We start from the raw sequence: 19,542 nt of genomic DNA, 5'->3' as shown, positions 1-19,542 counted from the left end.
CCCGGGGGCTCAGGAGCCCCGGCGACCCTCAATGACGCGGTGTGTTCACCAAATACCCATGTGGCGGATATCACAAGGGGGCTCGCCCAATCGGCCCGCCGGGCTTCGGATACGCGCCGCGGAGCCCGGTGGCCTACGATCGGAGCGCGATGCTGAAACTTCTGCGCCCCGCCGTCACCCGAGTCCTGACCCCGCTGGGCAGGGCACTCGTCCGCCGGGGGGTCGGTCCCGACGCGGTCACCGCGGCCGGCACGCTCGGCACGGTCGCCGCGGCGCTGTTCTTCTACCCCCAGGGCCGGCTCTTCGCGGGCACGATGGTGATCACGTTCTTCGTCTTCGCCGACCTCCTCGACGGTGTCATGGCCAGGATGACCGGGCCGGGCAGCACCTGGGGGGCCTTCCTCGACTCGACCCTCGACCGCGTGGGCGACGCCGCGATCTTCTCGGGGCTGGCGGTCTGGCTCGCGCTGAGCGGCCAGCGCCTGCTGGCCGGGGTCGCGCTGTTCTGCCTGGTGGCCGGAACGCTGGTCTCCTACGTCAAGGCCAGGGCGGAGGGCCTGGGCCTGAACTGCGACGTCGGCCTGGCCGAGCGGCCCGAACGACTGGTGGTGGGCCTGGTCTCGGCCGGTCTGTCCGGCCTCGGCGTGCCGTACGTCCTGGCCGCGGGGCTCTGGCTGCTCGCCGCGGCCAGCGCGGTGACGGTCGGCCAGCGACTGGTCCACGTCCGCCGCCAGGCCGTCTCCCTCCCGCCCCAGACCCTCCGCTGATCGGAAAGAGCGATGACCGACAAGCCGTCCCCGCCCGCGGCGCCCGCCGCGGCCCCCCAGCCGTCCCGGTCGTCCCAGCCGTCCCGGTCGTCCCAGCCGTCCCTGCAGGACCGCCTGGTCGCGGCCGGGTTCGGCGCCGGCTGGGCGCTCGTGCCGCACCTGCCCGAGCGGCTGACCGGCCGGGCCTTCGACGCCGCGGCCGACCGGCTGTGGCGGCGGCGGGGCTCCTCGGTGCGCCGGCTGGAGGCGAACCTGGCCCGGGTCCGGGGGACCTCCCCCGACGACCCGGCCGTCCGGGCGCTGAGCCGCGAGGGCATGCGCTCCTACTTCCGCTACTTCCACGAGGTCTTCCGGCTGCCGTCCGTGCCGAAGGCGGAGATCGTCGCCCGCACCCACGTCAGCGGCGGGGAGCGGATCTTCGAGAACCTCGAAAAGGGGCGCGGCGTGGTGCTCGCGCTGCCGCACATGGGCAACTGGGACCAGGCGGGGGCCTGGCTCGTCGGCTCGGGGCACACGTTCACGACCGTCGCCGAGCGGCTCCGGCCCGAGTCGCTGTTCCGCCGCTACACCGCCTTCCGCGAGGGCCTGGGCATGGAGGTGCTCCCGCTGACCGGCGGCGACGGCCAGAACTTCGGCACGCTGGCGCAGCGGCTGCGGGCCGGCCGGGCGGTCGCGCTGCCGGCCGAGCGCGACCTGACCGCCAGGGGGATCGAGGTCTCCTTCTTCGGCTCCGCCACCCGGATGCCCGCCGGGCCCGGGCTGCTGGCCGTGCACACCGGCGCCGCGCTGCTGCCCGCCATCCCCTACTTCCGGGGGCGCGACTGGGGCCTGGACATCCACGAGGAGATCGCGATCCCCGAGGAGGGCACCCGCCAGGAGCGGACCGCCGCGGCCATGCAGAGCCTGGCGGCCGTCTTCGAGCGGGGCATCTCCGCGCACCCCCAGGACTGGCACATGCTCCAGCGCCTCTGGCTCGAGGACCTGGAGCCCCGCGCATGAGGATCGGCATCGTCTGCCCCTACGCCTGGGACGTGCCGGGCGGGGTCCAGGTGCACATCCGCGACCTCGCCGAGGCGCTCATGGAGGAGGGCCACCAGGTCTCGGTGATCGCCCCGGCCGCCGACGACGACGGGCTGCCCGGCTACGTCACCTCGGTGGGCCGCCCGGTCCCGGTCTCCTTCAACGGGTCGGTGGCGCGGATGTCGTTCGGCTTCCTGTCGGCGAACCGGGTGCGCCGCTGGGTGCGCGACGGGCGCTTCGACGTCCTGCACGTGCACGAGCCGTTCATCCCCTCGGTCGGCCTGCTGGCCTGCTGGGTGGCCAGGGGCCCGATCGTGGCGACCTTCCACGCCTCCTACGGGCGCTCGCGCGCCTTCTCCGTCGCCACCCCGGTGATCATGAGCGCGCTGGAGAAGATCAGCGCCAGGATCGCCGTGTCGGACGCGGCCAGGAAGACCCTGGTGGAGTTCATCGGCGGCGACGCCGTACTGATCCCCAACGGGGTGACGGTCCGCCGCTACACCGAGGCCGAGCCGCTGCCGCGCGCGGCGGGCGGCGAGGTGATCGGCTTCCTCGGCCGGATGGACGAGCCCCGCAAGGGCCTGCCCGTGCTGCTGGAGGCGTTCGCGCTGCTGGCGCCCCGGCGGCCGGAGCTGCGCCTGCTCCTCGCCGGCCCCGGCGACGCCGACGAGGTGCTGGAGCGGGTCCCCGCCGAGTTCCACGACCGGGTCGAGCTGCTGGGCATGGTCAGCGAGGAGGACAAGGTCCGCGCCTACCACTCGGTCGACGTCTTCTGCGCGCCCAACCTGGGCGGGGAGAGCTTCGGCATCGTGCTCACCGAGGCGATGTCGGCCGGGGCCGCGATCCTGGCCAGCGACATCCCGGCCTTCCGCAAGGTCCTCGACGAGGGCCAGGCGGGGGCGCTGTTCGAGACGGGGAACGCCGCCTCGCTCGCGCGCGAGGCCGCCGCGCTGCTGGACGACCCCGCGCGCCGCGCCAAGCTGTCGGACGAGGCGCGCACCGCCGTGTGGAAGTACGACTGGTCCACGGTCGCCCGCGACGTCGCCCGCGTCTACGAGACGGTGGCGGTCCCGGCCGGGGTCGAGGAGGACGACGCGCCGTGACGACCACGACGATCCTGGTGGTGGGCGTGATCGTGGTGCTCACCGCCGTCTACGTCTCCTGGCGGGCGGGCCGGCTGGACCGGCTGCACATCCGGCTGGAGCTGGCCCGCGAGTCCCTGGACGCCGCCCTGGTACGGCGGGCCGCCGTCTGCCTGGAGCTGGCCGCCTCCCGGATCCTGGACCCGGCGACGAGCCTGGTGCTGGCCGCCGCCGCGCACGAGGCCCGCACGGCGGGGCAGGAGGAGCGCGAGCACGCCGAGAGCGAGCTGTCGCGGGCGCTGCGGGCGGTGCTCGACCAGGAGCGCTTCCGGGAGAAGCTGGCCGAGACCCCGGCGGGCCCGGAGCTGCTGCAGGAGCTCGACGCCGCGGTGACCAAGGTCGTCTACGCCCGGCGCTTCTACAACGACGCGGTCGGCGTGACGCGGGCGGCCCAGCGCCGCTGGCTGGCCCGCACGCTCCGGCTGGCCGGGCACACCGCCTACCCGGACTTCTTCGAGATCGACGACGCCCCGCCGCAGGCCCTGGCCGCGGAGTGAGCGGCTCCCGGGGCGGGTCCCGCCGCCGGGGACTCCCAGGCTGCCTACACGAAATCGCTATATGAAGCGGAACACCCGACAAGTCGGGCGCCGGTAAGCTCTTGGGGATTTCTGGCCCATTTGAGGAGATGACCGTGCGGCTACCCCGGATGATCGCCGTCACCCTGGCCGGAGCGGCCGTCGTGGCGCCGGCCGCGGCCTGCTCGTCCGACGAGCCCGCTCCGGGCAGGAATCCCCAGGCGGCCGTCGCCTCTCCCACCCCGACACCGACCCCGGAGCCGACCCACCCCTTCACCGGGCTGCCCGGCGCGGCCCGCAGGCCCGTCCTCGCCGCGAAGATCGAGAACACCTCGGCGGGCAAGCCCCAGCTCGGCCTCAAGAGCGCCGACATCGTCTACGTCACCCAGGTCGAGGCGGGGCTGACCCGGCTGATCGCGGTCTTCTCCTCGAAGATCCCCGCCAAGATCGGCCCCGTGCGCAGCGCCCGGATCTCCGACCTGCACCTCGCCCCGCAGTTCGGCAGGCCCGCCTTCGCCTACTCCGGCGCGCAGACCAAGATGCTCCCGTTCATCGCCGAGGCCTCGCTGTTCGACGTCTCCGACAGCCGTGCCCCGGGGGCCTACTTCCGCCAGCCCGGCCGCTACGCCCCCTACAACCTGTTCGCCGACACCAGGAAGCTGCTGGCCGCGGCGCCCAAGGCGAGCAGGGCCAAGGACATCGGCCTCACCTTCGGCGACGCCCCGGCCGAGGGCGGGACGCCCCGCAAGACCTACAGCGTGAGGTACCCCGCCGCCCGGTTCACCTTCGGCTGGTCGGAGAAGGCCGGCAAGTGGCTGATCTGGCAGGACGGCGAGAAGGACATGGCGGCCGAGGGCGGCCAGCTCGGCGCCCCCACGATCGTCGTGCAGTACACCAGGACCGAGCGCTCGCAGTTCCACGACAAGAACCAGAGCTACACCCCCCTGGTCCACACCACCGGCAAGGGCAGGGCGGTCGTCCTGCGCGACGGCAAGGCGTTCAAGGCGCGGTGGAGCCGGGCCGAGGAGGAGGACGGCACGGTCTTCACCACCGAGACCGGCGAGCCGATGAACTTCGCCCCCGGCCAGGTCTGGATCGTCCTCGCCGCGCCCAGGCCGGTCACCCCCTGACGCGCCCGGCGGCGCACGTCGGCGGGCGAGCCGTACAGGGTGTCCAAGCCGGGCGCCGGAGTGCGACAGGGTGGTGTGGGAGAACACGCGGGCCAGCGCCTACGATGAAGCGTGTGGTGGCCGCCCGCGGGCGGCCCGTGTCCGCAGCAACCCCAGTCGTCGTGAGGTAGAGACCGTGTCCAGCAGCACGCCCGAAGTCACCGAGACCGCCATCACCGGAACCGCCCGGGTGAAGCGCGGCATGGCCGAGATGCTCAAGGGCGGCGTCATCATGGACGTCGTCAACGCCGAGCAGGCCAAGATCGCCGAGGACGCGGGCGCCGTCGCCGTCATGGCGCTGGAGCGCGTCCCCGCCGACATCCGCGCGCAGGGCGGCGTCTCCCGGATGAGCGACCCCGACATGATCGACGGCATCATCGAGGCCGTCTCGATCCCCGTCATGGCCAAGGCCCGCATCGGCCACTTCGTCGAGGCCCAGGTCCTGCAGTCGCTGGGCGTCGACTACATCGACGAGTCCGAGGTGCTCACCCCCGCCGACTACGCCAACCACATCGACAAGTGGCAGTTCACCGTGCCCTTCGTCTGCGGCGCGACCAACCTCGGCGAGGCGCTGCGCCGCATCACCGAGGGCGCGGCCATGATCCGCTCCAAGGGCGAGGCCGGCACCGGCGACGTCTCCAACGCCGTCACCCACATGCGCACGATCCGCGGCGAGCTCAGGCGGCTCTCCTCCCTGCCCGAGGACGAGCTCTACGTCGCGGCCAAGGAGCTGCAGGCGCCGTACGAACTGGTGGCCGAGGTCGCCAGGACCGGCAAGCTGCCCGTCGTGCTGTTCACCGCGGGCGGCATCGCCACCCCCGCCGACGCCGCGATGATGATGCAGCTCGGCGCCGAGGGCGTGTTCGTCGGCTCGGGCATCTTCAAGTCCGGCAACCCCGCCCAGCGCGCCGCCGCCATCGTCAAGGCCACCACGTTCCACGACGACCCGGACGTCGTCGCCAAGGTCTCCCGCGGCCTGGGCGAGGCCATGGTCGGCATCAACGTCGACGACATCCCGGTCCCGCACCGCCTGGCCGAGCGCGGCTGGTAGTCCGCTCCGGCAAAAGGCTCCGTCAAGGGCGGCATCCGTGAAGGGTGCCGCCCTTTTCGCGGCCTGCGAAGTCCCCCCTTTTGCCGTGATGCTCCGCGAGGCGGCCCGCGTCCGCGCCCGCCCGCCCCGGCAGGATCCCTCACATGTCCCAGTTGAGCCGGCGCTCCTTCCTCGTCACGGGTCTCACCGCCGGCGCCTCGGCCGGCCTGCCCGCCGCGCACGCCGGCCCGGGACCGGATCCCGCCGGGGCGTCCGCGGCCTCCAGGGAGCTGCGCTCCGACCCCTTCACCCTCGGGGTGGCCTCAGGGGACCCCGACTCCGGGGGCTTCGTGATCTGGACGCGGCTGGCGCCGCGACCGCTGGCCGAGGACGGCGCGGGCGGCATGCCCGCCAGGCCCTTCACCGTGCACTGGCAGGTCTACGGCGACGAGGCCGGCCGCCGGCTCCTGCGGCACGGGGTGGCCACGGCACGCCCCGAATCGGGCCACAGCGTGCACGTCGAACTCGACCGGCTGGCACCCGGCCGCGACTACTGGTACCGCTTCAGGACTGGCTCCCACGTCTCGCCGACGGGCCGGGCCAGGACCGCCCCGCACCCGCTGTCGTACGGCCCGGGCCTGGCGATGGCCTTCGCCTCCTGCGCGCAGTACGAGCATGGCCACTTCACCGCCTACCGGCGCCTGGCCGAGGACCGACCCGACCTCGTCCTGCACCTGGGCGACTACCTGTACGAGTACCGGCGCGGCACCTACACCGCCCCGGGCGGCAACGTCCGCCACCACGAGGGGCCGGAGACCGAGACCCTGGCGGGCTACCGGCAGCGGCACGCCCAGTACAAGACCGACCCCGACCTGCAGGCGGCGCACGCCGCCGCGCCCTGGCTGGTCGTCTGGGACGACCACGAGCTGGACAACAACTGGGCCGACGACGTGCCGGAGCGGCCGGAGGTCCCGCAACCGGGCTTCCCCGCCCGCAGGGAGGCCGCCTTCCGGGCCTACTACGAGAACATGCCGCTGCGCCGCCGGTCCGTCCCGCGCGGCGCCGACATGCAGCTCTACCGGAGGATCCGCTGGGGGCGGCTGGCCGTCTTCCACCTGCTCGACACCCGGCAGTACCGCAGCGACCAGGGGTGCGGCGACGGCTACCGCGACTGCCCGGAGGCCGCCGACCCGGCCCGCTCGATCACCGGGGACGAGCAGGAGCGCTGGCTGCTGGAGGGCTTCCGCCGGTCGCGGGCGCGGTGGGACATCGTGGGCCAGCAGGTCTTCTTCGCCCAGCGCGACAGCGACGCCGGACCCGCGAAGATCACCAACCAGGACGCCTGGGACGGCTACGTCGCTTCCCGGCGGCGGATCACCCAGGGCTGGCTGGACGCCGGGGTGCGCAACCCGGTCGTGCTCACCGGGGACGTGCACGCCCACTGGGCGAGCGACCTCAAGCTCGACTACGACGACCCGGCGGCCCGCACGGTCGGCTCCGAGCTGGCCGTCTCCTCGATCAGCGCGGGCGGCGACGGCCGGGACGCCGACCCGGCCGCCCACCCGTTCCTGTCGATCAACCCCCATCTGAGGTTCCACAACGACCAGCGCGGCTACGTGCTCACCCGGATCGAGCGGGAGTCGCTCACCGCGGACTTCAAGGTCGTTCCCCAGGTCACCCGGGCGGGCGCGGCGGCGCACACCAGGGCGACGTTCGTGATCGAGGACGGGGTCCCGGGGCTCCGGCGGACCTACCTGCGCCCGCTCGACCCCTCGGCCGCCAGGACGCCGGAGATCGACCTGATCCGGGAGACCGTGGACCGGGAGACCCTGCGGCCCTGACGCCCGCCCGGCCCCCGCCCGCCTCCCGGGAGCGGGGGCCGGGCGGGCGTCAGCGCCCCGCTCCCGGGAGGCGCGCCGCCGGGCCCGGGCGGGCGCGACCGGTGCGCCGCACGGGCGCATCGGACGGCACATCGGACGGCAGCGGTTACGCTCGTAGAGCGAACCAGACGAGCCGGACGAAAGGATGCCTGTGCCCACGATCGGTGTGCTCGCCCTCCAAGGAGACGTGCGCGAGCACGTGCACGCGCTGGAGGAGGCGGGTGCGAAGGCGGTGACCGTACGGCGCCCCGGTGAGCTGGAGACCGTCGACGCGCTGGTCGTCCCCGGCGGGGAGTCCACGACCATGTGGAAGCTCGCGGTCACGTTCGACATGCTCGAGCCCGTCCGGGCGCGCATCGCGGGCGGCATGCCCGTCTACGGGTCCTGTGCCGGGATGATCATGCTGGCCGACCGGATCGAGGACGGCGCCGCAGGCCAGCAGACCTTCGGCGGCATCGACATGACCGTCCGCCGCAACGCCTTCGGCCGTCAGGTCGACTCCTTCGAGGCCGACCTCGACTTCGCCGGCCGCGGCCCGCTGCGTGCGGTGTTCATCCGCGCGCCCTGGGTGGAATCCGTCGGTTCCCCGGTGGAGGTGCTGGCCCGGGCCGAACCTGGGGATAGGATCGTCGCGGTCCGCCAGGGGCCGCTGCTCGCCACGTCCTTCCATCCGGAGCTGACCGGGGACGCCGGCGTGCATTCGTACTTTGTTGAAATGGTGAGGGAGTTCTAGGCGATGTCCGGCCACTCCAAATGGGCGACGACGAAGCACAAGAAGGCCGCGCTTGACTCCAAGCGGGGCAAGCTGTTCGCCAAGCTCATCAAGAACATCGAGGTCGCCGCCCGGACCGGTGGTCCCGACCCGGACGGCAACCCGACGCTGTACGACGCCATCACCAAGGCGCGCAAGAGCTCCGTCCCGATCGACAACATCGAGCGCGCGCGCAAGCGCGGCGGCGGCCTGGAGGCGGGCGGCGCCGACTGGCAGACCATCATGTACGAGGGCTACGCCCCCGGCGGCGTCGCGGTGCTGATCGAGTGCCTCACCGACAACCGCAACCGCGCCGCCTCCGAGGTCCGGGTCGCGCTGACCCGCAACGGCGGCTCCCTGGCCGACCCCGGTTCGGTGTCCTACATGTTCAACCGCAAGGGCGTCGTGATCGTCCCCAAGGGCGGGCTGTCGGAGGACGACGTGCTGACGGCGGTCCTCGACGCGGGCGCCGAGGAGGTCAACGACCTGGGCGACAGCTACGAGGTCGTCTCCGAGGCCGGTGACCTCGTCCCGGTGCGCAAGGCTCTGCAGGACGCCGGGATCGACTACGACTCGGCGGAGTCGAGCTTCATGCCGACGATGAACGTCGCGCTGGACGAGGAGGGCGCGCGCAAGGTCTTCCGGCTGATCGACGCGCTCGAGGACAGCGACGACGTGCAGAACGTGTGGGCCAACTTCGACGTCTCCGACGAGGTCATGGAGAAACTCGAAGCCTGAGCGTCCGGCGCCCCTCCGCTTCTCGGAGGGGCGCTTTTCGTTTCCGGTGTTCCTCCTGCGTTCTGCGAGGTTTGCCCCCGGTCGTACGGGTACTCCGGCTGAACCATGGCGAACTCGGATCTGGTCTTCGCGCTGGCGGGCGTCGGCGCCCTGCTGGCGGCCGTGCTGCCCCGCGTGCTCCGGCGGCGGCCCTTCTCACTGCCGCTGGCGTGCCTGGTCGGCGGGGCGCTGCTCTACCTCCTCCCGCTCGACCTGCCCGCCCCCGATCCGGTGGCGCACCGCGCCCTCGTCGAGCACGCCACCGAGATCTGCGTGATCATCTCGCTGATGGGCGCGGGGCTGGCGATCAACCGGCCCTTCGGGTGGCGCAGGTGGGGATCCACCTGGCGCCTGCTGGCGTGGACGATGCCGCTGAGCGTGGCGGCGGTCGCGCTGGTCCTGCACGGGCTGCTGGACTGGCCGTGGGCCGCGGCCCTCCTGCTCGGCGCGGTGCTCTCGCCGACCGACCCGGTGCTCGCCTCCGACGTGCAGGTCGGCGAGCCGGTCGACTCGGAGAAGGCCGACGACGAGGTGCGCTTCACCCTCACCTCCGAGGCCGGCCTCAACGACGGGCTGGCCTTCCCGTTCGTCTACGCCGCGATCGCCCTGGCCCTCGCCGGAGGAGGCGCCGGGTGGGTCGGCGAATGGGTCCTGGTCGACGTGCTCTACAAGGGCGCGGTGGGCGCGGCGGGCGGCCTGGCGGCCGGCACGCTGCTCGGCCGCCTGTTCTTCCGCGCCAAGGTGTCGGACCTGCGGCTGGCCGAGCACCGGGACGGCTTCGTCGCGCTGGCCGCGACGTTCCTGGCGTACGGCGTCACCGAGCTGGCGGGCGGGTACGGCTTCATCGCGGTGTTCGTGACCGCCTGCACGATCAGGGCCGCCGAGCGCACCCACGGTTACAACGGCGTCCTGCACGGGTTCATCGAGCAGATCGAGCGGCTGCTCACCGCCTGGCTGATCCTGCTGCTCGGCGGGTTCGTCGCGACCGGAGGCCTGTCCGCGCTCACCTGGCAGGGGGCGGCGGCCGGGCTGGCGCTGCTGCTGGTGGTCCGGCCGCTGACCGGCTGGCTGGCCGGGCTGCGCGGCCGGGCGGGGCCGCGCGAGGGCGGCGTGATCGCCTTCTTCGGCATCCGGGGCATCGGCTCGCTGTACTACCTCGCCTACGCGCTCGGGCACGCCGACTTCGGCGTGCCCGCCGAGGAGCTGTGGGCGGTGGTGGCCTTCACCGTGCTGGTCTCGCTGGTGCTGCACGGCGTCACTGCGACGCCGGTGATGGCCCGGCTGGACCGGCTGCGGGAGAGGGCGGCCGGGGGCGACGAGGAGGAGGCCGCGGCCCAGCACCTGTGAGCGGTCCCACGCGGTCCCGGCCGGAGGGTCCCTTCGGCGGGCTCCGTGCGCGGGGCGCGGCCAGGCGGTAGAGTCGGGCACCGAACAGGTGTTCGGCGGGTGGGAGGAGTGTCGGTGCGTCTGCCCGAGCTGCGGGTGATGGGGGTCGATCCGGGGCTGACCCGGTGCGGGCTCGGAGCCGTGGAGGGGCGTCCCGGCGCGCCGCTGAACCTGGTGAAGGTCGGGGTCGTGCGCACGGCGGCCGACGAGGAGATCGGTGCCCGCCTGGTGGCCGTCGAGGCCGGCATCGAGCAGTGGCTCGACGAGCTGGAGCCGGACGCCGTGGCCGTGGAGCGGGTCTTCGCCCAGCACAACCTCCGGACCGTGATGGGCACGGCGCAGGCCTCGGCCGTCGCGATCCTGTGCGCCTCGCGGCGGGGCATCCCCGTGGCGCTGCACACCCCGTCGGAGGTCAAGGCCGCCATCACCGGCAGCGGCACGGCAGGCAAGCAGCAGGTCGGCACCATGGTGACCAGGCTGCTGCGGCTCGACGCGATGCCGAAGCCCGCCGACGCCGCCGACGCCCTCGCCCTCGCCATCTGCCACGTCTGGCGGGGCGGCGCGCAGAACCGCCTGGCCGAGGCGCTGGCCAGGACGCAGACCGGCCCCGGCACGACCGCGGCGGCCTACTTCCGCGGCCGGGGCCGCGCCGGACATTCGAGAGGAACCGCGAAGTGATCGCCTCGGTGCGGGGCCGGGTGGCCTCGCTCGCGCATGACAGGGCAGTGGTCGAGGTCGGCGGCGTGGGCGTGCTGGTGCACTGCACCCCGGGCACGCTCGCGACGCTGCGGGTGGGGGAGGAGGCCGCCCTGGCCACCTCGCTGGTGGTCCGCGAGGACTCCCTCACGCTGTTCGGCTTCGCCGACGACGACGAGCGCGGCGTCTTCGAGATGCTGCAGGCCGCCAGCGGCGTCGGCCCCAAGGTGGCGCTGGCCATGCTGGCGGTGCACACGCCCAATGCGCTCAGGGTGGCCGTGGCCGCGGCCGACGTCAAGGCGCTGACCCGGGTGCCGGGGGTGGGCCCCAAGGGCGCCCAGCGGATCATCGTCGACCTCAAGGACAAGCTGGGCACCCCGGAGGAGGCCGTCAGCGCCGCCCTCAACGGCCACGCCGCCGCGCCGGCCTGGCGCGACCAGGTCCACTCGGGGCTGATCGGGCTGGGATACTCCGCCAAGGACGCCGACGAGGCGGTCGCCGTGGTGAGCCCGCAGGCCGACGCCGACGTGGCCGCGGGCCGCGTCCCCCAGGTCGCGGCGTTGCTGAAGGCGGCGCTGCGCGCCCTGAGCGTGCGATGAGCGAGGGTGGTCCGACGTGAGTTCCGACCGGGATCTGGTGTCACCGGAGGCCGAGGGCGACGAGCGGCTGATCGAGGCCGCACTGCGGCCCAAGCGGTTGGACGAGTTCATCGGCCAGGCGCGGGTGCGCGAGCAGCTCTCGCTGGTGCTGCACAGCGCGCTGCGCCGCGGGCGGGCGCCCGACCACGTGCTGATGAGCGGCTCGCCGGGGCTCGGCAAGACGACCCTGTCGATGATCATCGCGACCGAGCTGGGGGTGCCGCTCCGCATCACCTCCGGGCCGGCGCTGGAGCGGGCGGGCGACCTGGCGGCGATCCTCTCGACGCTGTCGGAGGGCGAGGTCCTGTTCATCGACGAGATCCACCGGATGGCCCGTCCGGCGGAGGAGATGCTCTACCTCGCGATGGAGGACTTCCGGGTCGACATCGTGGTGGGCAAGGGACCGGGCGCGACCGCGATCCCGCTGGAGATCGCGCCCTTCACCCTGGTCGGGGCCACCACCCGGGCCGGGCTGCTGCCCGCGCCGCTGCGCGACCGGTTCGGCTTCGTCGCGCACATGGACTTCTACGAGGCCGCCGAGCTGGAGCAGGTGCTGCACCGCTCGTCGCGGCTGCTCGGACTGGAGCTGCCGGAGGACGCGGCGCGCGAGATCGCCGGGCGTTCGCGGGGCACGCCCCGCATCGCCAACCGGCTGCTGCGCCGGGTGCGCGACTTCGCCGAGGTCCGCGCCGAAGGGGTGATCACCCGGGAGGTCGCCGCCGCCGCGCTGAACCTCTACGAGGTCGACGCCGAAGGACTCGACCGGCTGGACCGGGCGGTGCTGGACGTCCTGCTGCGCAGGTTCGGCGGGGGTCCGGTCGGGCTGTCCACCCTGGCGGTCGCGGTGGGGGAGGAGCCGGAGACGGTCGAGGTGGTCGCCGAGCCGTTCCTGGTACGGCAGGGCCTGCTGGCCCGCACCCCCCGCGGCCGGGTGGCGACGGCCGCGGCCTGGCACCACCTGGGGCTGACCCCGCCGCCGGACGCGTTCGGCGCCTGAGTCGCGTCCCGGGCGGACCGTCCGTGCGCCGCGGCGGACGCGGTTCCTCGGCCGCAGGCTCCGGGCGCGGCGGACGCGGTCCGCCCCGATCGGGGACTCCCGGTTGCGGCGGATGCGGCGCCCGTGGAAGAGCGGAGGGAGCGACGGCGTTGTTCTTCAGTGGCGGGGTCGTGCGTTCCGGGTTTCTTCAGTGGTGGGCCGGTGCTTCCCGGGTCGTGGAGCCGCATGGTGTCGATCACGGATCGATGACAAGGGTCTCGAAACGGGAACTTCCCGGTGTGCCGGATCGTGACCTCGTTGCCGCGCTTCTAACAGCTCGCCTAAACTCCGTGGCTTGGCTGGCTGTGTAGGCTGACGTGCTGAGCGGCGTGGCCGTATACAGACGTCCGGCGCCAGGCCGGTCATTCTCAAGTGGAGGAGCGGCCCCATGGGCGACTACTCAAGCCTCATCATGATCGCTCTGATGGTCGTGGTGTTCTACTTCCTGCTCATCCGCCCGCAGCGCAAGCGGCAGCAGGAACAGATCCAGATGCAGAACTCCCTGACGCCGGGGACGCAGGTCATGACCACGACCGGTCTGTTCGCGACCGTCGTGGGCCTCGACGCGGAAGACGTGATCCTGGAGATCGCGCCCGGTGTCGAGACCCGCTGGGTCAAGGCCGCCATCGGACGCGTGCTGACCCCGGTGGACGACGCCGAGGGCGTCAAGGACGACGTCGCGGTCACCGACGACGACGTGGTGGAGACCGCCGAGCAGCAGGGTGACAGCCAGGACTCCACCCCCAAGAAGTCCTGAGCGCAGCGCACCGCCAAAACCCCCTATAACCGAAAGAATCGACGACCAGTGGCCCGACCGACCAGCGGCCAGAGCAGACCGGGACGCGTGCTCCTGCTGCTTCTGGCGATCATTCTCGCCATGGGCGGGGTGATGCTCCTCAACAGGGCGTACACCCCCGAATACGGCCTCGACCTCGCCGGCGGCACGACAGTGACGCTGTCGCCCATCACGCCGAACGGCGGCGCTCCCTCTGAGGAGAGCCTGAATCTGGCCGTGAACATCATCCGCGACCGGGTGAACGGCAGCGGCATCTCCGACGCCGAGGTGGCCAGCGCCGGTGACAACATCGTCATCTCCGTTCCGGGCGCAGGCCAGGAGGAGGTCGTCAAGCTGGTCGGCACGACCGCCGAGCTGAGATTCCGCCAGGTGCTGGCGATCGCGGCCGGGTCGCCCCAGCCCCCGGGTGAGATGTCCACCCAGGCGCCCACGCCGACCCCGGCCCCGTCGGGCTCGCCCGCGGCCACCGGCAAGAGCACGCCGAAGCCGTCGGTGACCGCCGAGGCGAGCCCGAGCGGCTCCCCGGCGGGCCGCGGCCTGTCGGAGGCGCTGACCAACCCGAGCCCCGCCGCCACCCCGGCCGCCTCGACCGCGCCGAAGCAGGCCGAGCCGACCGGCAGGGCGACCGGCGACGCGAAGGGCGAGGCGACCCCCTCCGCCGCCCCGTCGGCCGCGCCGAGCGGGAGCGCCGCTCCCGAGGACCCGCTGGCGGGCGTCGACACCACCGGGATCGACCCGGCGGTGCTCAAGCAGTTCCAGGAGCTCGACTGCTCCAAGAAGGACAAGGGCCAGGGCGCCCAGGACGACCCGAACAAGCAGTTCGTCGCCTGCGACCAGGACGGCAGCGCCAAGTACGTGCTGGAGAAGGCGGCCGTGACCGGCACCGCCATCGACAGCGCCACCTCGGGCGTGGAGCCGAGCACCGGCGAGTGGCTCGTCCAGCTCTCCTTCAAGGGCTCGGGGCCGGACCAGTGGTCCAAGGTCACCACCACGGCCTTCAACTCCGAGGCCCCGCGCAACCAGGTCGCCATGGTCCTGGACGGCGTGGTCATCTCCGCGCCGGTCATCCAGGAGCCCATCACCGGCGGCCGCGCGCAGATCTCCGGCAGCTTCACCCAGGTGACCGCCACCGAGCTGGCCAACCAGCTCAAGTACGGCGCGCTGCCGCTGAAGTTCGAGAAGAGCTCGATCGAGGAGGTCTCCTCCACCCTCGGCGCCGACCAGCTGCGCGGCGGTCTCATCGCCGGCGCGATCGGCCTGGGCCTCGTGGTGGTCTACTCGATGATCTACTACCGCGGACTGGGCGCCGTCTCGGTGCTGAGCCTCGTGGTCGCCTCGGTCCTGACCTACCAGTCGGTGGTGCTGCTCGGCCACTTCGCGGGCTTCCGCCTCTCGCTCCCGCACATCATCGGCCTGATCGTCTCGATCGGCATCACCGCGGACTCGTTCATCGTCTACTTTGAACGCATCCGCGACGAGATGAAGGAGGGCCGGCGCACGCTGCGCTCGGCCGTCGAGGTCGCCTGGGTCCGCGCCCGGCGCACGATCCTGATCGCCGACGCGGTCATGTTCATCGCCGCCCTGGTGCTGTACTTCCTGGCGGTCGGCGGCGTGGCCGGGTTCGCGTTCGCGATGGGCCTGACCACCCTCATCGACATCGTCGTGGTGTTCATGTTCACCAAGCCGTTCGTCGCCCTGCTGGCGCGCCTGAAGTTCTTCGCCAAGGGCCACCCGCTCTCCGGCCTGGACGCCGAGCGCATGAGCATCGGGTCGCCCACCGGCTCCACCACCGTTCCGCAGGAGGCATGATGGCCGGCCTCGTAAGCCGCCTGTACCGGGGCGAGATCAACGTCGACTTCGTCGGCAAGCAGAAGCTCTGGTACGGCCTGTCCGCCGTCCTGCTGGTGATCTCCATCGCGGGCCTGCTGGTCAACGGCCTGAAGCTGGGGGTGGAGTTCACCGGCGGGTCGGTGTTCTCCTTCAAGGCGCCGACGGCGAGCATCGAACAGGTCCGCGAGACCTTCACCGACGCCGGGGTGCACCCCATCGTCCAGCAGACCAACAGCGGCTGGCGGGTCACCACCGAGAGCCTCCCCGCCGAGCAGGTGACCGAGCTCCAGAAGACCGTCGCCGGTGACTTCGGTCTCAACCAGAACGACGTCACCCTCCAGGTGATCGGTGCCACGTGGGGCGGCCAGGTCGCCGACAAGGCCGTCATCGGCCTGATCGTCTTCATGCTGGCGATCATCCTGTACCTGACGATGGCCTTCGAGTGGAAGATGGCGCTGGCCGCCATCGTGGCGCTGATCCACGACCTGGTGATCACGGCGGGCGTCTACGCGTGGTCCCAGTTCGAGGTCACCCCGGCGACCCTGCTGGGCTTCCTGACGATCCTCGGCTACTCGCTGTACGACGCGGTCGTCGTGTTCGACATGATCAAGGAGGTCACCGCCAAGCTCGGCACGACCTCGAAGGTCACCTACACGCAGGCCGCCAACGACGCGCTGAACCACACGCTGATCCGCTCGCTGAACACCACCCTGGTGGCGATCCTGCCGGTGGCGGCGATCCTGTTCATCGGCACCACGCTGTTCGGCGCGGGCACGCTGAAGGACCTGTCGCTGGCACTGTTCGTCGGCATGCTCGTCGGCACGTACTCCTCGCTGTGCGTGGCGACGCCGATGCTGGTGACGCTGAAGGAGCGCGAGCCGCGCTACCAGGCGATCGCCCGCAGGCTCGCCGCCACGGGCGGCGGGGCCGGAGCCAAGGCCGCGCGCCAGCCGGTGGCGGCCGGCGCCGGGTCCGGCGGCGACAAGCGCAAGAAGAAGTAGACCTGTAAGAGATCGCGCCTCCGCCCCCCGCTCGCGGGGGGCGGAGGCGTTTTCTCCTCGTTTTCGCCAGAGGCACCTTTCCCGCAGGGATGGATCATGAGTGACCTGAGCCGGCTGATCCTGGACCGGATCCGCGACGTGCCCGACTACCCGAAGCCCGGGGTGGTGTTCAAGGACATCACCCCGCTGCTCGCCGACCCCGGGGCGTTCGCCGCGGTGACGGACGAGCTGGCGGGGCTGCACGAGGTGGACAAGATCGTCGGAATCGAGGCGCGGGGGTTCATCCTGGGGGCCCCGGCGGCCTACAAGGCCCGAGCCGGGTTCGTTCCGGTGCGTAAGAAGGGCAAACTGCCCGCCGAGACCTTCGAGGCGTCCTACGATCTGGAGTACGGCTCCGCGGTCGTCGAGGTCCACCGGGACGCGTTCGCCCCGGGCGACCGGGTCCTGATCGTCGACGACGTGCTCGCCACCGGGGGCACGGCGCGCGCGACGGTGGAACTGGTCCGCAGGACGGGAGCCGAGGTCGTGGCCGTCGCCGTACTGATGGAACTTGCCTTCCTCAAGGGGCGGGAGCGGCTCGGCGGGGTGGAAGTGCACCCCCTCGTGGTCGTCTGATCCACCCCGCCGGGGGAAGTAGCCGTGCGGGTCTGGATACACTGAGGGATCTGGACTCGAACGTGAGGAGTCTGAGTGCCCCGTGATGTGGTCGTGCCCGACGTGACCGCCGACGAAGGCGGTTCCGAGATGGCCGTCCCGGCAGTCGATGCCGGCTCCGCCATGTCCGGAGCCACCGAGGAGAAACCGGCGGTGCGGCGGAGGCTCGCCCGCTTTGGGGGGCAATGGGGTGGCGCCATGAACCCGGTCCTTGAACCGCTGTTCCGGACGGTCCGCGCGACCCATCCGAAGGCGGACCTGCGGCTGATCGAGCGGGCCTACGACGTGGCGGCCTATCACCACCGCGATCAGAAGCGCAAGAGCGGTGACCCGTACATCACCCACCCGCTGGCCGTGGCGACGATCCTGGCCGAGCTGGGCACCGACGACGAGACGCTCTGCGCGGCGCTGCTGCACGACACCGTCGAGGACACCGCCTACAGCCTGGACGAGCTCCGCACCGACTTCGGCGACAACATCGCGCTGCTGGTCGACGGCGTGACCAAGCTCGACAAGGTCAAGTTCGGTGACGCCGCCCAGGCCGAGACCGTGCGCAAGATGGTCGTCGCGATGTCCCGCGACATCCGCGTGCTGATCATCAAGCTCGCCGACCGGCTGCACAACATGCGCACCATGCGCTACCTGCCGGAGCACAAGCGGCAGCAGAAGTCCCGCGAGACGCTGGAGATCTTCGCGCCGCTCGCCCACCGGCTGGGGATGAACACCATCAAGTGGGAGCTGGAGGACCTCGCGTTCGCCATGCTCTACCCCAAGCGCTACGACGAGATCGCCCGGATGGTGTCGGAGCGGGCCCCGCGCAGGGACCTGTTCCTGCAGGAGGTCATCGAGAAGGTCTTCGCCGATCTGCGGGAGGCGAAGATCCGCGCCGTGGTCAAGGGCCGGCCCAAGCACTACTACTCGGTCTACCAGAAGATGATCGCGCGCGACGTCGCGTTCGACGACATCTACGATCTGGTCGGCATCCGGGTGCTGGTGGACACGGTCCGCGACTGCTACGCCGCCCTCGGAACGATCCACGCGCGGTGGAACCCGGTGCCCGGCCGGTTCAAGGACTACATCGCGATGCCCAAGTTCAACATGTACCAGTCGCTGCACACCACGGTGATCGGTCCCGAGGGCAAGCCGGTGGAGCTGCAGATCCGCACCCACGCCATGCACCACCGCTCCGAGTACGGCGTCGCCGCGCACTGGAAGTACAAGGAGGAGATGAACACCTCCGGGTCCGCGGGGACGAAGCTGAAGAGCGCCGGCGACATGGCCTGGCTCCGCCAGCTCCTGGACTGGCAGAAGGAGACCGCCGACCCGGGCGAGTTCCTGGAGTCGCTCCGCTTCGACCTGTCGGTCTCCGAGGTCTACGTCTTCACCCCCAGGGGCCAGGTCATGGCCCTGCCGGAGGGTGCGACGCCGGTCGACTTCGCCTACGCCGTGCACACCGAGGTCGGCCACCGCTGCATCGGCGCCCGGGTCAACGGCCGCCTGGTGCCGCTGGAGTCCCGGCTGAGCAACGGCGACACCGTCGAGATCTTCACCTCCAAGTCGCCCGACGCGGGCCCGTCCCGCGACTGGTTGAAGTTCGTCAAGTCCGGCCGGGCCCGCAACAAGATCCGCCAGTGGTTCTCCAAGGAGCGCCGCGAGACCGCGATCGAGGCGGGCAAGGAGGCCATCGGCCGCGCCATGCGCAAGCAGGGGCTGCCGCTGCAGCGCCTGATGTCCGGAGAGTCCCTGCTGACGCTCGCCAGGGAGCTGCGCTACCCGGACGTCTCCTCGCTCTACGCGGCCGTCGGAGAGGGCCACACGGCCGCCCAGACGGTCGTGCAGAAGCTGGTGCAGTCCATCGGGGGAGTGGAGGGCGCCGAGGAGGACATCGCCGAGGCGGCGGTCCCGACGAAGCTGCGCGGCCGCCCCCGGGCGGGCGGCGGCGGCGCGGGCGTGGTGGTGGCCGGCGACTCCGACGTGTGGGTACGGCTCTCGCGCTGCTGCACCCCGGTCCCCGGGGACGAGATCGTCGGCTTCGTCACCCGCGGGCACGGCGTGTCGGTGCACCGCAGCAACTGCCCCAACGTGGAGCAGCTCAGATCCGAGCCGGACCGGCTGGTGCAGGTCGCCTGGTCGCCCGGGGACGACTCGGTCTTCCTCGTCGCCATCCAGGTGGAGGCGCTGGACCGGCCCCGCCTGCTGTCGGACGTCACGCGGACCCTCTCCGACCAGCACGTGAACATCCTGTCGGCGTCGGTGACGACCTCCCGCGACCGGGTCGCGATCAGCAAGTTCACCTTCGAGATGGGCGACCCCAAGCACCTGGGGCACGTCCTGAAGGCCGTCCGCAACATCCAGGGCGTCTACGACGTCTACCGGGTGAGCGGCGCCGGGTCCTGACGGGCGGTTCCCGCCGGGCCCCTCCGGCCCGGGCCGGAAGACGACCGGGGGCGCGTC

18 protein-coding genes are annotated in these 19,542 nt (G+C 72.1%); all 18 read left to right on the top strand.

Annotated features, from left to right (window positions below):
- Positions 1-149 precede the first annotated feature (149 nt).
- The 18 genes from pgsA (at position 150) to IEZ06_RS26275 (ending at position 19,485) form a co-directional block, all read left to right on the top strand.
- Positions 150-767 (top strand): phosphatidylinositol phosphate synthase, encoded by a 618-nt coding sequence (gene pgsA / locus IEZ06_RS26360; protein WP_189239368.1) that lies wholly within the window; start codon positions 150-152, stop codon positions 765-767.
- Positions 768-779: 12 nt separating this feature from the next.
- Complete coding sequence (locus tag IEZ06_RS26355) at positions 780-1,766, top strand: phosphatidylinositol mannoside acyltransferase (protein WP_189239367.1); 987 nt, start codon at positions 780-782, stop codon at positions 1,764-1,766.
- Positions 1,763-2,890 (top strand): glycosyltransferase family 4 protein, encoded by a 1,128-nt coding sequence (locus IEZ06_RS26350; RefSeq protein ID WP_189239366.1) that lies wholly within the window; start codon positions 1,763-1,765, stop codon positions 2,888-2,890. Before IEZ06_RS26355 ends, IEZ06_RS26350 begins: the two co-directional genes overlap by 4 nt.
- On the top strand, positions 2,887-3,426 hold the full coding sequence (locus tag IEZ06_RS26345; RefSeq protein WP_189239365.1) for a hypothetical protein: 540 nt from the start codon (positions 2,887-2,889) through the stop codon (positions 3,424-3,426). Before IEZ06_RS26350 ends, IEZ06_RS26345 begins: the two co-directional genes overlap by 4 nt.
- A 128-nt stretch (positions 3,427-3,554) precedes the next feature.
- On the top strand, positions 3,555-4,574 hold the full coding sequence (locus IEZ06_RS26340) for a DUF3048 domain-containing protein (RefSeq protein WP_373293941.1): 1,020 nt from the start codon (positions 3,555-3,557) through the stop codon (positions 4,572-4,574).
- A gap of 175 nt (positions 4,575-4,749) precedes the next feature.
- Positions 4,750-5,664: a pyridoxal 5'-phosphate synthase lyase subunit PdxS gene (pdxS, locus tag IEZ06_RS26335; protein ID WP_189239364.1), complete on the top strand. Its 915-nt coding sequence runs from the start codon at positions 4,750-4,752 to the stop codon at positions 5,662-5,664.
- A gap of 143 nt (positions 5,665-5,807) precedes the next feature.
- Positions 5,808-7,484: an alkaline phosphatase D family protein gene (locus tag IEZ06_RS26330; RefSeq protein ID WP_189239363.1), complete on the top strand. Its 1,677-nt coding sequence runs from the start codon at positions 5,808-5,810 to the stop codon at positions 7,482-7,484.
- A 184-nt stretch (positions 7,485-7,668) separates the two neighbouring features.
- Complete coding sequence (gene pdxT, locus IEZ06_RS26325) at positions 7,669-8,256, top strand: pyridoxal 5'-phosphate synthase glutaminase subunit PdxT (protein WP_275414854.1); 588 nt, start codon at positions 7,669-7,671, stop codon at positions 8,254-8,256.
- A 3-nt stretch (positions 8,257-8,259) separates the two neighbouring features.
- Positions 8,260-9,012 (top strand): YebC/PmpR family DNA-binding transcriptional regulator, encoded by a 753-nt coding sequence (locus IEZ06_RS26320; protein ID WP_068895406.1) that lies wholly within the window; start codon positions 8,260-8,262, stop codon positions 9,010-9,012.
- Positions 9,013-9,117: 105 nt separating this feature from the next.
- Entirely contained in the window at positions 9,118-10,398 is a 1,281-nt protein-coding gene (locus IEZ06_RS26315) for a cation:proton antiporter (RefSeq protein ID WP_189239361.1), read from the top strand.
- A 129-nt stretch (positions 10,399-10,527) separates the two neighbouring features.
- Complete coding sequence (ruvC, locus tag IEZ06_RS26310) at positions 10,528-11,115, top strand: crossover junction endodeoxyribonuclease RuvC (protein WP_189239389.1); 588 nt, start codon at positions 10,528-10,530, stop codon at positions 11,113-11,115.
- Complete coding sequence (ruvA, locus tag IEZ06_RS26305; protein WP_068895404.1) at positions 11,112-11,732, top strand: Holliday junction branch migration protein RuvA; 621 nt, start codon at positions 11,112-11,114, stop codon at positions 11,730-11,732. Before ruvC ends, ruvA begins: the two co-directional genes overlap by 4 nt.
- A 16-nt stretch (positions 11,733-11,748) precedes the next feature.
- The gene (ruvB, locus tag IEZ06_RS26300) at positions 11,749-12,768 is read left to right on the top strand and encodes a Holliday junction branch migration DNA helicase RuvB (RefSeq protein WP_189239360.1); all 1,020 of its coding nucleotides are present in this window, start codon (positions 11,749-11,751) and stop codon (positions 12,766-12,768) included.
- 427 nt (positions 12,769-13,195) lie between these two features.
- Positions 13,196-13,564 carry a preprotein translocase subunit YajC gene (gene yajC / locus IEZ06_RS26295; protein WP_189239359.1) on the top strand — a complete coding sequence of 123 codons (369 nt, stop codon included), beginning with the start codon at positions 13,196-13,198 and terminating at the stop codon, positions 13,562-13,564.
- Positions 13,565-13,651: 87 nt separating this feature from the next.
- Complete coding sequence (secD, locus tag IEZ06_RS26290; protein WP_203871737.1) at positions 13,652-15,412, top strand: protein translocase subunit SecD; 1,761 nt, start codon at positions 13,652-13,654, stop codon at positions 15,410-15,412.
- Positions 15,412-16,434 carry a protein translocase subunit SecF gene (gene secF / locus IEZ06_RS26285; RefSeq protein WP_189239358.1) on the top strand — a complete coding sequence of 341 codons (1,023 nt, stop codon included), beginning with the start codon at positions 15,412-15,414 and terminating at the stop codon, positions 16,432-16,434. Before secD ends, secF begins: the two co-directional genes overlap by 1 nt.
- 96 nt (positions 16,435-16,530) lie before the next feature.
- A complete protein-coding gene (locus tag IEZ06_RS26280; protein ID WP_189239357.1) occupies positions 16,531-17,049 on the top strand; it encodes an adenine phosphoribosyltransferase in 519 nt (172 codons plus the stop codon).
- A 237-nt stretch (positions 17,050-17,286) separates the two neighbouring features.
- A complete protein-coding gene (locus IEZ06_RS26275; RefSeq protein ID WP_189239356.1) occupies positions 17,287-19,485 on the top strand; it encodes a RelA/SpoT family protein in 2,199 nt (732 codons plus the stop codon).
- Positions 19,486-19,542 lie beyond the last annotated feature (57 nt).

The sequence above is a fragment of the Planomonospora antibiotica genome, from assembly GCF_014647955.1.
Lineage (GTDB): Bacteria > Actinomycetota > Actinomycetes > Streptosporangiales > Streptosporangiaceae > Planomonospora > Planomonospora parontospora.
Note: the sequence above shows the minus strand (reverse complement) of the source record. Positions and strands in the feature narration are given on the sequence as shown.

Bases quoted from the DNA above. Each gene is read 5' to 3' on its own strand.
- secF (WP_189239358.1), top strand. From the start codon at position 15,412: ATGGCCGGCCTCGTAAGCCGCCTGTACCGGGGCGAGATCAACGTCGAC.
- pgsA (WP_189239368.1), top strand. From the start codon at position 150: ATGCTGAAACTTCTGCGCCCCGCCGTCACCCGAGTCCTGACCCCGCTG.
- IEZ06_RS26280 (WP_189239357.1), top strand. From the start codon at position 16,531: ATGAGTGACCTGAGCCGGCTGATCCTGGACCGGATCCGCGACGTGCCC.
- IEZ06_RS26330 (WP_189239363.1), top strand. From the start codon at position 5,808: ATGTCCCAGTTGAGCCGGCGCTCCTTCCTCGTCACGGGTCTCACCGCC.
- IEZ06_RS26355 (WP_189239367.1), top strand. From the start codon at position 780: ATGACCGACAAGCCGTCCCCGCCCGCGGCGCCCGCCGCGGCCCCCCAG.
- IEZ06_RS26315 (WP_189239361.1), top strand. From the start codon at position 9,118: ATGGCGAACTCGGATCTGGTCTTCGCGCTGGCGGGCGTCGGCGCCCTG.
- IEZ06_RS26350 (WP_189239366.1), top strand. From the start codon at position 1,763: ATGAGGATCGGCATCGTCTGCCCCTACGCCTGGGACGTGCCGGGCGGG.
- pdxT (WP_275414854.1), top strand. From the start codon at position 7,669: ATGCCTGTGCCCACGATCGGTGTGCTCGCCCTCCAAGGAGACGTGCGC.
- IEZ06_RS26320 (WP_068895406.1), top strand. From the start codon at position 8,260: ATGTCCGGCCACTCCAAATGGGCGACGACGAAGCACAAGAAGGCCGCG.
- IEZ06_RS26275 (WP_189239356.1), top strand. From the start codon at position 17,287: ATGAACCCGGTCCTTGAACCGCTGTTCCGGACGGTCCGCGCGACCCAT.
- IEZ06_RS26340 (WP_373293941.1), top strand. From the start codon at position 3,555: ATGACCGTGCGGCTACCCCGGATGATCGCCGTCACCCTGGCCGGAGCG.
- yajC (WP_189239359.1), top strand. From the start codon at position 13,196: ATGGGCGACTACTCAAGCCTCATCATGATCGCTCTGATGGTCGTGGTG.